Annotated in this window: 11 protein-coding genes; 2 read left to right on the top strand and 9 right to left on the bottom strand. The window is 35.0% G+C overall.

Translation table 11 applies throughout. The features are described from left to right. Nucleotides 1–124 precede the first annotated feature (124 nt). From HYN56_RS16865 to HYN56_RS16850, 4 genes are all read right to left on the bottom strand, one after another. Entirely contained in the window at nucleotides 125–1,270 is a 1,146-nt protein-coding gene (locus HYN56_RS16865) for a FecR family protein (RefSeq protein ID WP_109193245.1), read from the bottom strand. Nucleotides 1,271–1,404: 134 nt separating this feature from the next. Next, entirely contained in the window at nucleotides 1,405–1,947 is a 543-nt protein-coding gene (locus HYN56_RS16860; RefSeq protein ID WP_109193244.1) for an RNA polymerase sigma-70 factor, read from the bottom strand. 898 nt (nucleotides 1,948–2,845) lie between these two features. Beyond that, the gene (locus HYN56_RS16855) at nucleotides 2,846–3,040 is read right to left on the bottom strand and encodes a hypothetical protein (protein WP_109193243.1); all 195 of its coding nucleotides are present in this window, start codon (nucleotides 3,038–3,040) and stop codon (nucleotides 2,846–2,848) included. Nucleotides 3,041–3,086: 46 nt separating this feature from the next. Continuing rightward, entirely contained in the window at nucleotides 3,087–5,234 is a 2,148-nt protein-coding gene (locus HYN56_RS16850; RefSeq protein ID WP_109194847.1) for a catalase, read from the bottom strand. Between the two features lie 250 nt (nucleotides 5,235–5,484). On the opposite strand from HYN56_RS16850, the gene HYN56_RS16845 reads away from it, so the two are divergent. Together HYN56_RS16845 and ligD are read left to right on the top strand one after the other, a co-directional pair. Further along, a complete protein-coding gene (locus HYN56_RS16845; RefSeq protein WP_240622571.1) occupies nucleotides 5,485–5,964 on the top strand; it encodes a hypothetical protein in 480 nt (159 codons plus the stop codon). Then, nucleotides 5,951–8,518, top strand: a complete 2,568-nt coding sequence (gene ligD / locus HYN56_RS16840; RefSeq protein ID WP_109193241.1) for a DNA ligase D — start codon at nucleotides 5,951–5,953, stop codon at nucleotides 8,516–8,518. The genes HYN56_RS16845 and ligD overlap by 14 nt, the downstream gene beginning before the upstream one ends. Here the strand turns inward: ligD and ku are convergent. The 5 genes from ku to HYN56_RS16815 all read right to left on the bottom strand — a co-directional run bounded on the left by ku (nucleotide 8,510) and on the right by HYN56_RS16815 (nucleotide 13,389). Beyond that, a complete protein-coding gene (gene ku / locus HYN56_RS16835) occupies nucleotides 8,510–9,289 on the bottom strand; it encodes a non-homologous end joining protein Ku (protein ID WP_109193240.1) in 780 nt (259 codons plus the stop codon). The genes ligD and ku overlap by 9 nt on opposite strands. A 334-nt stretch (nucleotides 9,290–9,623) precedes the next feature. Then, a complete protein-coding gene (locus tag HYN56_RS16830; RefSeq protein ID WP_109193239.1) occupies nucleotides 9,624–10,076 on the bottom strand; it encodes an Lrp/AsnC family transcriptional regulator in 453 nt (150 codons plus the stop codon). 146 nt (nucleotides 10,077–10,222) lie between these two features. Then, nucleotides 10,223–11,215, bottom strand: coding sequence for a bile acid:sodium symporter family protein (locus tag HYN56_RS16825; protein ID WP_109193238.1), 993 nt, complete (start codon nucleotides 11,213–11,215; stop codon nucleotides 10,223–10,225). Nucleotides 11,216–11,274: 59 nt separating this feature from the next. Continuing rightward, nucleotides 11,275–12,306, bottom strand: a complete 1,032-nt coding sequence (locus HYN56_RS16820) for a methionine synthase (RefSeq protein ID WP_109193237.1) — start codon at nucleotides 12,304–12,306, stop codon at nucleotides 11,275–11,277. Between the two features lie 30 nt (nucleotides 12,307–12,336). After that, nucleotides 12,337–13,389 (bottom strand): DUF1852 domain-containing protein, encoded by a 1,053-nt coding sequence (locus HYN56_RS16815; protein ID WP_205727622.1) that lies wholly within the window; start codon nucleotides 13,387–13,389, stop codon nucleotides 12,337–12,339. Between the last annotated feature and the right edge of the window lie 125 nt (nucleotides 13,390–13,514).

Raw genomic sequence — 13,514 nt, 5'->3', positions numbered from 1 at the left:
GGTTTGGTTAATTTTCATAAATTTGTAATGGTGATTGGTTATTAAAAATAATTGGTCATTGGGAATCAAAAAGGGGGATTGTTATACACCGGCCAAAGTTTATATGCTTTCCCTCTTTTTATATTTATTTAAAAATTACAGTCTTTTCTTTTATTTCATAGGATTTAATTTGGTTAGTAGTTTTAATTAATTCTAGTATTACTTCAAGGTTTTGATTTTTGCTGAATTGTCCTTTAAATTTTTCATTTTTAATCGTTTCCCCTTTTATAATGAATTCCACATCATACCATCGGGATAAAACTTTTACAATATCCTTTAATGTCAAATTATCAAAAACAAATTGACCATCCAACCAAGCTAATTCCCTGTCTAGATTTGCAGGGGTTATTCTCAAAGAAGAAGCCATTACATTTACGACAGATTGTTCTCCAGGGCTTAATTGTTCTTTTATAGCAGCGTAATCAATAACAACCTTCCCCTCTTTTAAGGTGGTTATTAGATTTTCTTCATCTTTATAGGCTTTGATATTGAATTGGGTACCGAGTACTTCAACATTTTGTCCCTTGGTTTTTACGTTGAAGTGTGCCCCTTTATGAGCTGTACTTGGAGATACTTCAAAAAAGGCTTCACCATATACCAGCTCTACAAAACGAGGTTTACCGTCGATAAAACGATTAGGAAATTTTAGCTGAGTTTCAGAGTTAAGTCTAACCTTTGTTCCATCAGCTAATAATAAAGAGAATTGTCCTGCACGCGGAATGGTTAGATAATTGTACTCTATAGATGCATTATTATCTGAGTAGGTTACTGATTTATCATTTGCAGCTACTCCATTACCCTTATAAGTATTTCCGTTTCCTAAAACTATAGTTTGTCCATTTCCTAAAAGTAAGGTCGCTTTATCTGTACCTGGTGCAATAGCAGGTTTACCAGATGCAACTGTGGTTTCAATTTTTCCTACCGAATTATACTGAGCAAAATAGAATAGAGTTCCTAAGACAATTACTGCGGCTGCGACATACTTCCATATAGGCGGTTTAGCTACACCAATGGCTTTTTGGACATTTTTCCAAGCCCTTTTTTTATTTACTTGTTGTGCTAATAACTGTCGCTGTCTTCTTTTTTCAGGACTGTTTATGTTTTCAAAAATGTAATCTTTATACTTTTGCTCAAAAAGATCCGTCTCTTTTAATTCTTTAGGATCTTCTTCTTTGATCAACGATAGAGCAATCTGTCTCGAAAGTTTATAAAGTTTATTTAAAGTCGTCATTTTAGTTTGTTTTTTATACTAAGACGACTAAAAACCTAAAGTGGGTATAGAAAAAAAAAATATTTTTTTTAATGTTTTAAAAAAAACACCTAAATATCCATAACAAAAACGAGATAACACTGCACAATATGCAGCTAATTTTTCAATTCGGCTATAAAAGCAAATAAAAAGAAATAATCTTTTAGTAAAGGACGCAAACGCTTGTAGGCAATCTTTTTTTGTAGTTTAATGGTATTTATAGAAATTTCAAGTTCCTCAGCAATTTCTGGGTTACTCATTCCTTTCATACTCAATCTTATAACTTGAGCACATTTTTCAGGTAAAGATGTTATGGCTTTTTCTAATATATGATTGGTGTCGGAGATAACTACTTCGCTATGAAAAAACTGATCCGTTTCCCATTTAGATATGTCTTCTGCGTCTAAAGATTGAGTTGTTCTTACATAAGTACTCTTCAAATAATCGAGAGACTGATTTTTAACTGCTACATATAAATATGACTTAATAGCTTTGTCATTCGTAAAGGCAATTTTTTCTTCCCATATCCTGATAAAAACATCTTGAACTAAATCTTCTGAGGTTTCAAGATTTCCAACATACTTATTGGCAAAGAGGCATAAACTAGTATACAAACTGTCAAATGTGTATTTATATTCTTTTAATGTTAATGTTTTCATTTCTGCCGTTGGAAAATATTAAAAATTCAAAATAGTTAAAAATGATAAATGTGAGATTATACTGTTAGTTAGCAGCTCAATATAAACATTTAAAAATTAATTAAAAACTTCAAATTAAAGAATACAAATATACACAAACTCTATAAAGTTAATAGATATTAATATCGTGCCTTTTGTCATTTTTTTTATCTAAATGACACTAACACCTATTAAACAGCTAATAATAAGAAACTTACACAAATAAAATAGTATACTAATATCTTGATTCAAAACTTTACGACTCAGAAATTTCTTAATCTGAAAAATTATTTCAGAAAATTTCTTAAGAAATGAGCCATCAATTATTTCAAAATTCTAACATAATAGATTCTGTACAGTAATCATTTATATCTTCCAACTGGGATTACTTTTGTACCACAAAACCTAAATAGTTGTCTCTTTTTTTTGCCCTAATGTGCAGATTTTTCAAGTCTTTTCAGTCTAACATTTGTGCTTCGATTTTTTCACAAGAAATTCTTAGTATGCTTGAAATAAACAGTCTTAAAGTTGGTGCTATTAGAGAATTAATCGGAGCTGAACGATGGTTCGCATTTCCCTTAAGGATATAGATTTTTCTTCCTTCCATCTTATCCTAAAATATTGATAACAAATATAGTAATTCCAATACGAAAATATCCACACAAATTCAATCTCCAATTGCACCAATTACATTTCCGTCAACAATGAGTGGAAATCCAACTCTTACAACTGCCAACTCGGAATCAGTGCAGCATTAATTTGGGCTACAAATAAATCAAAAGCCATGTCCTAATTTTTATTCATGTATGAAGAACATTAAATATTTGAACTCTACCAATAAAAAACGTCCCTAAAAATATTCAGGGACGTTTTCTTTTAACTATTTTTTCTCTTCATTATTGAGTCTATCCTCAAAATCGGGCTCTTTTCCTTTAAACTTGTTAGTATTACTGTCATAATTTTCATCGTTAGTTAGAATTTCATCGTGATCTTTATACTCGTGTTTTCTCGTGTCTCTTCTATTATCAGTTCCCTCTTTCTTTACAGGATTCTGATTTTGATTATTTGTTTTCATAGTTGTAAGTTTCGAATTTTATTAAAATTATTATCTAAAGCTAGATTCAGGAAAGTGTTTTTTCGCGTTCCCAATAACGGTGATTTTCGAGTGCTTTTATAAAAGATTCTGCCAAAGTTTTATCTCCCATCGAATTGCTGGTTAAAATGCCTCCGTCCTTGTCATCTATTTCATTTTTATCTTTTAGTATTTTGGCACCTTCCGACTCTGCCGCAATAATCTTGCAGTGATTGTACGAATCGTTTATGAATTCTTTCACTTCCCTGATTTTGGACAGCTCAGGTATTCCTTTACCCGCCGGAATAAAAACACCGTCAAAAAGAACAGAGGCAGCAATTTTATAAGTCTGGTCTACTGGAATTTCAGAACCTTCAGCAGTTTGTATATTTCCTAAATGCGGAGCTATAATTACTGCCTTTGCACCTTCATTCTCCAGTGCTGTTTTCATTGTTTTTACGGATGCTTTGCTAACTCCGTCTGTGCATAAAAAAGCAATCTGTCTTGTGCTGATAGTTTTAGATGAATTTGGATTTTTAAGTATACTCAAAGCATCCGAGCTCTCAATGCTTTGTTTTACTTTAACAGGTTCATGCGCTCCAGTATCATCGGCTCCCACGCCATGGTTAAGGGGCTTTTCCGGTGTTTTTGGAACAGTCATCCCAAGTGATTTGCTTACTTTGGCAGCCAATGAACTACTTACCTGATTAAGCAGTCCAAGCATTCTTTCCCTGATAGCAGGAGTTTCTAACTTTCCAAGCTCAAAGGATAAGGCAGCTGCGATATGTTCCTGCTCGATCGGTGTCTGGCTATTATAAAACAATGTGGCCTGACTAAAATGATCCGAAAAGCTGCTACTTCTTTCTCGTATTTTCTGTGCATCGATCCTTTCATTAAAACTGCTAAAACCTCCTTCGTCAATTTTTGCCTGAAAAGGACAACCACCTCCAAGAGAATTAGGATGATAGCTTACCTTTCCCACAGCGATTTCCTGGCGCATGTGTCCGTCTCTCTGATGGTTGTGTTTCGGTGCTATAGTACGATTGATCGGGATTTCATGAAAATTAGGACTTCCTAGTCTGGACAGTTGGGTATCTGTATAAGAAAACAGACGCCCCTGCAACAGTGGATCATTTGTGAAATCAATTCCCGGCACAATGTGCCCCGGATGAAAAGCTACCTGTTCTGTTTCAGCAAAGAAATTATCCGGATTTTTATTGAGTGTCATTTTTCCAATAATGGTTACCGGAACAATTTCTTCAGGAACGAGTTTGGTCGGATCCAAAAGGTCGAAATCAAATTTATGCTCATCACTTTCCGGAATAATCTGAACACCTAATTCCCATTCCGGAAAATGACCATCTTCGATTGCCTGCCATAAGTCCAGTTTATGAAAATCAGAGTTTTTTCCTGAAATTTTCTGGGCTTCATCCCATACCACGGCATGAGTTCCTAATTTAGGTTTCCAATGGAATTTCACAAAATGAGATTCATTTTTTTCATTGATAAAACGAAAAGTATGAACTCCAAAACCTTCCATCATACGCAGACTTCTGGGAATAGCCCTGTCACTCATTACCCACATAATCATATGCATAGATTCGGGCATCAAAGAAATAAAATCCCAAAAAGTATCGTGAGCAGATGCTGCTTGTGGGATTTCATTATGTGGTTCGGCTTTCACAGCATGGATCAGATCAGGAAATTTCATGGCATCCTGAATAAAAAAGACAGGCATATTGTTTCCAACCAAATCAAAAATACCTTCCTGAGTGTAGAACTTCACAGCAAACCCACGGACATCTCTTGCGAGATCGGTAGACCCTCGCGAACCTGCAACGGTAGAGAAACGCACAAATACAGGTGTTTTAATACTGGTATCATTCAAAAAACCCGCTTTGGTATAATTGCCCATGGTTTTGTAAAGCTCAAAATAGCCGTGCGCTGCAGACCCTCTTGCATGCACAATACGTTCCGGTATGCGTTCATGGTCAAAATGGGTGATTTTTTCCCTTAAAATAAAATCCTCAAGCAAAGACGGACCTCTTTCACCTGATTTTAAAGAGTTATTGTTATCGTTGATTTTAACACCTTGATTGGTCGTCAAAAACTGGTCGTCTGCATTGGATCGGTTTACATCCAAATCTTTCTGTTTGCCATCATTATAATTCTGGTTTGTTTTTTTCGAGTCTTTCATTTTTCTTTTGATTTTAATTGTATTATGAATTCTCTGAATACATGGAGAATTTGTAAAGTAGTACCACAAAGTTAAATTTCCATGTAAAAAAAGCCGTACACAATTAAAATCAAGCTTTACAACATTTACATCTAAAACAGCTGAAATACAATAATTTATCTTGTAATTATATAAGTTCTTGATTTTAATAGTATAAATTTAAAAAGCATGTAGTTTGTAAATTTGATAGAATAATTAAAAACTGCACAACGTGATCTATACCCTTTTACAAATACTTTTAGTATCAGCAGGCGCAACATCGGCCATGACGTGGTTCAGCTACGCGATGTCCAAAAAATTCAGGGAATTATATAAAGAACCCGTTCTATTAGCTTACGCAATTGATAAGATGAAAATTAAAATTGCTGAAAAAACAGCAAAAACATCTGGCTGGATATCTCATTACGCAATAGGCTTTTTATTTGTGCTTGGATACCACTTCTTATGGCTGGATTATCCCGAACTTGTTTCTCCGGCCCGCGTTCTGCTTTTGGGCGCAGCCAGTGGGATAATTGGTATTCTCAGTTGGATGTTTATTTTTGAAATGACACATTATAATCCTCAAATAAATTTTAAAGGCTATTATATTCAACTGTTCTTTGCTCACATGATATTTGCCATCACTGCAAGAGTATTATACTCCATTACATTAACACTTTCAATTCTAATAAAATCGTATGTCACTCTCTAAATACAACCAAAAAAGGGATTTTAAGCAAACCCGTGAACCTAAAGGCAAACCCGTAAAATCGGCAGGCGAATTAATTTTTGTAATTCAAAAACATGCTGCGTCTCACTTGCATTATGATTTCAGGCTTGAAATGGGTGGCGTTCTTAAAAGCTGGGCAGTTCCAAAAGGACCATCCCTAAATCCGGAAGTAAAACGCCTTGCCATGATGGTCGAAGATCATCCGTACAGTTATAAAGATTTTGAAGGAACTATTCCTGAAGGAAATTACGGTGCCGGAAATGTAATTGTATGGGATAATGGCACATATACTTCTGATGAGAAAACCGAGGACATCGAAAAGCAATTTCTTACAGACCTTCAAAAAGGAAGACTCAGTTTTGTATTGAATGGAAAAAAACTGAAAGGTGAATTTTCGCTGGTAAAGCTTCACGGAAAACAGGAAAATGCATGGCTGCTTATCAAGAAGCAGGATAAATATGCAACAGATATAGATATTTTGGAAAAAAATAAATCTGTCCTTTCCAAAAGAACTCTGGAAGAGCTTCAGGAAAATTCTAAAAAAGCAGCTGAAAAATCCAAAAAACAAGAGAATTCTGAAACATTAAAAAAAAAGCCTTCAGCAAAATTAAAAACGGCACACTTTATTAAACCCATGCTTGCCGGAACTAGCGAAAAACCTTTTAATGATGAGCAGTGGATTTTTGAGAATAAATATGACGGATACCGCACAATTGCTGTTGTAAATCCTGACAATACCCAGCTTTTCAGCCGTAACAAAATATCTTTTGACTTATTATTTAAACCCATTGCAGACGAACTTGCTAAAATTGATCATATCGTAGTTCTAGACGGAGAAGTTGTTGTCGAAGATCCTACCGGCCGTACAGACTTTCAAATGCTTCAAAATTATCTTAAAACAGGAATTGGAAATTTAAAGTATTATGTTTTTGATTTGCTGAATTTAGATGGCAATGAACTCAACGAATTATCTTTACTGGAAAGAAAAGAACTTCTTAAAATCTTATTCAACAAATATTCTTTTTCAAATGTTTTCTATTCTGAACACACCATTGGAAACGGAATTGAACAGTTTGAAAAAGCAAGAAAAAATAAAAGTGAAGGTATTATTGCAAAGAAATCTGACAGTCATTATCTGGCATCAAAAAGAAGCAATGAATGGCTCAAAATAAAACTTTCGAATATAGAAGAAGCCATTATAATCGGTATTACTGAACCTAAAAATTCACGAAAATTCTTTGGAGCAATACTACTTGGACAATACAAAGGAAAAGAATTGCAATACATTGGTAAATGCGGAACAGGTTTTACAGAATTGGTCTTAAAAGAACTTTATGACAAGCTTAAGCCTTATTTTATTGAAATATCACCATTAGAGGAAAAAGTACCATTAAAGGATAAAATTCAGTGGGTAAATCCAAAACTGGTCTGTCAGGTTAAATATTCAGAATGGACACAGGATCAGCATTTAAGACATCCGGTTTATCTGGGGCTGAGAATAGATAAAAAAGCAAATGAAGTGAAATTTTCATCCAATGAAGCAGAAAATACAATTACAACGCTTAAAGAAGGAAAAATGGAAGAATTGAAAGATCATAAAACGGAAAATGATTACGATGTGAAAATTGGAAAAACAATACTTCATTTAACCAATCAGAACAAGATTTATTTTCCAAAAGACGGGATTACAAAAGGAGAAATTGTACAATATTACAATGAAGTCTCGGCTCTAATTCTTCCCTATTTAAAAGATCGTCCTGAATCAATGAATCGATTTCCGAACGGTATTGATGCACCCAGTTTTTACCAAAAGGATATTGATCTGGACAAAACACCAAAATGGCTGAATACAAAAAAAATATATTCAGAATCTAACAATGAAAATATAGATTACTTGATCTGCAATAATAAAGAAACACTGTTGTATATGGCCAATCTCGGATGCATCGAACTGAATCCCTGGAATTCAACAATTAAACATATTCACAATCCTGACTGGCTGGTTATGGATCTGGATCCCGCGACAGCATCTGACTTTCCTATTGTAGTTCAGACTGCCCAAATGGTAAAACAGGTAATGGACGAACTGGAAACCGAATGTTTGTGTAAAACTTCCGGAGCAACCGGACTTCATATTTACATTCCGCTTGGAGCAAAATACGATTATGATTCCATTAAAATATTGGGAGAACTACTGGCGAGAGAAGTTCAGGGAAGACTACCGAATAGTACTACAACTGAGAGAAGCATAAAAAAGAGAAAAGGAAAATTATATATCGATTATCTTCAAAATAGACGCGGACAAACACTGGCTGCGCCTTATTCTGTCCGTCCAAAACCAGGCGCAACTGTTTCAACACCGCTTGAGTGGGATGAAATCACAGAAAAATTACATCCTTCACAGTTTACTATAAAAAATGTTTTAAAACGTTTTGAAAAAAAAGGAGATTTATGGCAGCCTGTACTTTCCAATGGAGCCAACATCAAAAGAATTATAAAGAAACTGGAAGAAAAACAGGATTCATCTTTAGGATGATTTTTTCTTTTTCGTTTCTAAACTCGCTTTTAGCATTTCCATCAGATCATCGCTCTGCTTGTGGACCACTTTAAGTTTAGGCGAAATTTTGCTGGCTTTTCCTTTGGCTTTCTTTTTTATTATTTCCAAAAGCTTGGCAGTGTACTCATCTTTAAAGCCCGTAATATCAAATTTTTCCGTAAGCTGGTCAATAAGCTTTTCGGCCATGTCCATTTCTTTGGTAGCTTTTTTAGAAACAGGCGGTAGTTTTAGTTCACTTGTTGATCGTATTTCCTGTTCAAACCGGATTCTGTTCAGCACAATAACATCTTTGTAAGGTTTAAGAATAGCGAGACTTTCCTTATTTCGTAAAACAAAACGAGTAACACCAACTTTTCCCGAAGCCTCTAATGCATCCCGAAGAAGCCCGTACGCATTCATTGCTCCTTTGTCTGGTTCCAGATAATAGGGCTGTTCATAATAAATACTCTGTATTTCACTTTCCAACACAAAACTCTCAATAGCAATAGTTTTGGTTTTAATGGCGTCGGCCGCTTCAAAATCAGCATCTTCGAGTATCACATATTTATCATTGAGCTTATATCCTTTAACAATATTAGCAAAATCGACTTCTTTGCCCGTATCTTCATTTACACGTTTGAATTTGATATTGGCATGATCTTTTTTATCCAGCATATCCATATCAAGACTGCTTTCTTCTACTGCAGAAAATATTTTAATTGGAATATTTATCAATCCAAAACTCACCGAACCTGTCCATATTGATCTCATAATCTTTGCTTTTAAATTGCAACCTAAATTTAAAAAAAGGCGGTTAATTTTATCTTATAATTTCATTGGAAGGTTTTATAAAATATCAATTAGGGATATGATTAAAAAAATCAGAATAAATATTATGCAATCATTTACGGTATTAAAAACAGCACCATTTCATAAACAAATAAGTCAATTTTTTAACCTCAATTGAACGACTAAAAAGAGAGACAACTATTTTTAATTATCTCTCTTTTTTTATAAACCAAAATGTAGATTTTTAAGCCTTTGCAGCCTAACATTTTACTGCTGATTTTTTTACGCTATTTCAAATAAATAAACCATCTTTTCACTATCCATACAAATTTTTTATCTCCGACATAACAAAAGTACTTTGGGTACTGCCTATACTTTCAACTGATCCCAATTTATTAAAGACAAAATCCTGATAATGCTTCATATCTCTGGCAAAGACTTTCATTAAAAAATCATAATCTCCTGATATATTGTAACATTCCACAATTTCTTCTATCTTCATAATATCACTAACAAACTGATTTCCAATATTACGATCGTGCTGTTTAAGCTTGATATTACAGAAAACTATAAATCCTCGATTTAATTTTTCTGCATCAAGGAGTGCTATATACTTCTTGATATAACCATTGTTCTCCAATCTTTTAATCCGCTCAAAAACAGGTGATGCCGAAAGATTTACCATCTTTGCGAGTTCTTTTACTGTATATTTAGAATTGTCATGAAGTATATTTAATAACTGAAGATCAATATCGTCTATTTGTTCCATAGTATAGTATATTTTACTTTAAATTAGGTTTAATTTATTTCTAAATTAGAATAAAATTCTTCAAATACAACTAAAAACAACACAAAATTCTTATTTTAAACAAATTAAAAACATAATAACCTGTACTTAATTTCATAAAACAAAAATTATACTTCTTTTCGTCGAGCCATGCCCTGAGCGATAATGCTGGCGGCAATCAATTGTAAGGCATGATAAAGCATTAAAGGCAACAATACGATTCCGGTAATAGTACTCTGTTGAAAGAGTACTTTTGACATAACGGTGCCGTGTACCAATGACTTTTTAGACCCGCAGAATAAGACGGTAATACGGTCCTCAACTGAAAAACCAAGCAAACGACTGAGTAGTCCGACACAAAAGAATACAGCAAAAAATAACGCCATCATTCCTACAGCGAGTCCGGCAAGTTCAAGGGCGGTAAAGCCTTCGAAAAGATGTTCGGAGAATGACTTGCAAAACGATGTGTAAATAATCGTTAGAATGACTGCCTGATCGAAATATTTAAGCTGTTTCTTATACTTTTCAGCAATGGCACCAAATCGGGAATTGAGGCTTATCCCAATGATGACAGGTAGCAAAACTTGAAGAACCAACTTTATTACGATATCAGTAACATCAAAATCACCTGTTGCGGAAGCTATGAACAATCCAACCCAAAGCGGCGTAACCACTACTCCTATCAAACTGGAAATGCTCGCATTGAAAATAGCTGCAGGAATATTTCCCCTGGCGATGGAGACCATGACAACAGAAGACGATACTGTAGACGGTAAAGCTGCCAGAAAAAATACACCCAGCCAAAGCAGCTCGAAGCCGTTATTGACAAACAAAGGACGAAATGCCAAAACAATGAGCGGAAAAAACAAAAAGGTTGTCAACTGAACTATAATATGCATTTTCCAGTTGGAAAGTCCGGCTTTTAGTTTCTCAACACTCAGTCGCATCCCATAAAACAAGAAAATCAACGAAACGCCAGCATTTGCAATCTCCTCCAGCGAAATAGGTTCTTTGATCATACCTGGCTTTGGCAAAAAATAAGCCATCAGAATCATGGTGGCTATCATTAACAGGAAACCGTCGAAACCTGCTTTTTTTAATATTTCTAATAATTTCTTCAATGTGTTTTAAATATTATTCCTCCGTAGAGGCATGGATTTCATTATTAATATATTTATGACTAAATCCCAAGTTCTTTACGAATAATTTCTGCTCCTGCGCTTAAAGCATTTAACTTACCGCTGGCTATACTTCGGGACAAAGGAGCCATACCGCAATTTGTAGAAGGGTAAAGATTTTCGGCATCTACAAACTCAAGAGCTTTACGCAGCGTATCGGCTACTTCTTCTGGTGTTTCAATAGTATTGGTTGCCACATCAATGGCACCAACCATTACTTTTTTACCGCGAACCAATTCCATTAAATCTAAAGGCACATTGGAGTTGTGACATTCTAATGACACCACATCAATTTTAGATTTTTGAATTTTCGGAAAAATTTCTTCGTATTGACGCCACTCTGAACCTAATGTCTTTTTCCAATCCGTATTGGCTTGTATTCCATAACCATAGCAAATATGTACCGCAGTCTGGCAGTGTAAACCTTCAATGGCTCTTTCTAAGGCTGCCATTCCCCAATCGTTTACTTCATCAAAGAACACATTAAACGCAGGTTCATCAAACTGGATAATATCTACCCCTGCATCCTGAAGTTCTCTTGCTTCTTCATTGAGCGCTTTCGCAAATTCCCATGCCAGTTTTTCGCGGCTTTTGTAATGGTCATCGTACAAGGTGTCTACCATTGTCAGCGGACCTGGTAATGCCCATTTTATAGGCTTATTAGTCTGTTTACGTAAAAATTTAGCATCCTCCACAAAAACTGCTTTCTGGCGTGCAACCTCACCTAAAACTACCGGAACACTAGCGTCATAACGATTACGAATTTTCACGGTCTTACGATTTTCAAAATCTACACCGCTTAAATGCTCGATAAAAGTCGTTACAAAATGCTGGCGTGTCTGCTCTCCATCACAAATGATATCCAGACCTGCCAATTGTTGTTCCTGCAGAGAAATGCGCAGAGCATCCTGTTTTCCTTCAAGCAATTGCTCTCCTTCTAATTTCCACGGCGACCAAAGTTTTTCTGGTGGTGCAAGCCAGGCTGGTTTAGGTAAACTTCCAACAATTGAAGTTGGTAATAATAACTTCTTCATAATAGTATAATTTTAATGCGTTGTAATCAATTAAAGAGTAAAATTAGCAGACCACTGCTCCAGAACATTTCTATAAGGTTTGATAAAATGACCTTCTGCATATTTACCCTGTTCGACAGCCAGTCGGCTACGCTCTTCGCGGTCATAATCCACGCGGGTAAGAGAATAATCTTCGTGTTTAAGACTAGGCTGGTAGATTGTCCCAGCCACTGAATTTGCATTGTAAATTTCAGGGCGATAAATCTTCTGGAAAGTCTCCATCGTACTGATAGAGCTGATTAATCCAAGATCCGTATAGTCAGCAAGCAGATCTCCGGAATGATAAAAAGCCATCGGTGCCGCACTATTCGGAGGCATGAAAAAACGAACTTTTAAGCCCATTTTAGAGAAATATTGATCAGTCAGAGAATACTCGCTCTGCAAATATTCAAAGCCCAGAACCGGATGCTGATACTCCGTGCGAGTATACGTTTTGTTGCTCGATACACTTAAACAAATAATCGGTGACATCTTAAAGTGCTCTTTATAAGTGACTGAATTCACAAAGCACTTATAAAGTTTTCCGTGCAAATCACCAAAATTTTCAGGAATAGAAAAAGCAGCTTTATTTTTATTGTGCTCAATCAATAAAATACTGAAATCATAATCCCGAACATAAGAGGAATAATTATTCCCGGCAACCCCTTCGATTTGCTGGCCAGTCTTATGGTCAAAAATATTCGTTTTTAAAACTTCAATCATCGGCAGATCGTTACTACCATTTTTATCATCAATACTCATTGTTACTGTGAGGATTTCAAGTTCTACATGGTAACGATCCCCTTTTGGATTATCCAAATGAGCCAATGCATTGAACCGATTGTTAATCATATTTAAGGCATTGCGCAAGTTTTGCTGGCGATTAGCCCCTCTGGCCAAGTTGGCAAAATTGGTTGTCAGACGCGTTTTACTTGAGGGATGATAGTTTTCATCTAAACATGTACTTTTTAGCGTGAATGCAAAATCATTATTGGTTGTATTCCCGATATTTTCAACATCTTGCTTTTTGCTTATTCTTAAATCTTCTTGTATGTTCGCTTTCATCTGATGACAAGGTTTAGTTTTTTTACCCTGCAAATTTGAAAATAAAAGATTTAATATTTTACAAAACTAAAAAAATCAGATAATTATTCTTTATTTATTCACTTTAAAAGATTAATAATCTTTTT

The sequence above is a fragment of the Flavobacterium crocinum genome (assembly GCF_003122385.1).
GTDB classification, from domain to species: Bacteria; Bacteroidota; Bacteroidia; order Flavobacteriales; family Flavobacteriaceae; genus Flavobacterium; species Flavobacterium crocinum.
This window is presented reverse-complemented; position numbering and strand designations above follow the sequence as displayed.

What these genes read in the sequence shown, in the direction of transcription:
- HYN56_RS16865 (WP_109193245.1), bottom strand. Translation starts at nt 1,270, where the DNA reads ATGACGACTTTAAATAAACTTTATAAACTTTCGAGACAGATTGCTCTA.
- HYN56_RS16860 (WP_109193244.1), bottom strand. Translation starts at nt 1,947, where the DNA reads ATGAAAACATTAACATTAAAAGAATATAAATACACATTTGACAGTTTG.
- HYN56_RS16855 (WP_109193243.1), bottom strand. Translation starts at nt 3,040, where the DNA reads ATGAAAACAAATAATCAAAATCAGAATCCTGTAAAGAAAGAGGGAACT.
- HYN56_RS16850 (WP_109194847.1), bottom strand. Translation starts at nt 5,234, where the DNA reads ATGAAAGACTCGAAAAAAACAAACCAGAATTATAATGATGGCAAACAG.
- ligD (WP_109193241.1), top strand. Translation starts at nt 5,951, where the DNA reads ATGTCACTCTCTAAATACAACCAAAAAAGGGATTTTAAGCAAACCCGT.
- ku (WP_109193240.1), bottom strand. Translation starts at nt 9,289, where the DNA reads ATGAGATCAATATGGACAGGTTCGGTGAGTTTTGGATTGATAAATATT.
- HYN56_RS16830 (WP_109193239.1), bottom strand. Translation starts at nt 10,076, where the DNA reads ATGGAACAAATAGACGATATTGATCTTCAGTTATTAAATATACTTCAT.
- HYN56_RS16820 (WP_109193237.1), bottom strand. Translation starts at nt 12,306, where the DNA reads ATGAAGAAGTTATTATTACCAACTTCAATTGTTGGAAGTTTACCTAAA.
- HYN56_RS16815 (WP_205727622.1), bottom strand. Translation starts at nt 13,389, where the DNA reads ATGAAAGCGAACATACAAGAAGATTTAAGAATAAGCAAAAAGCAAGAT.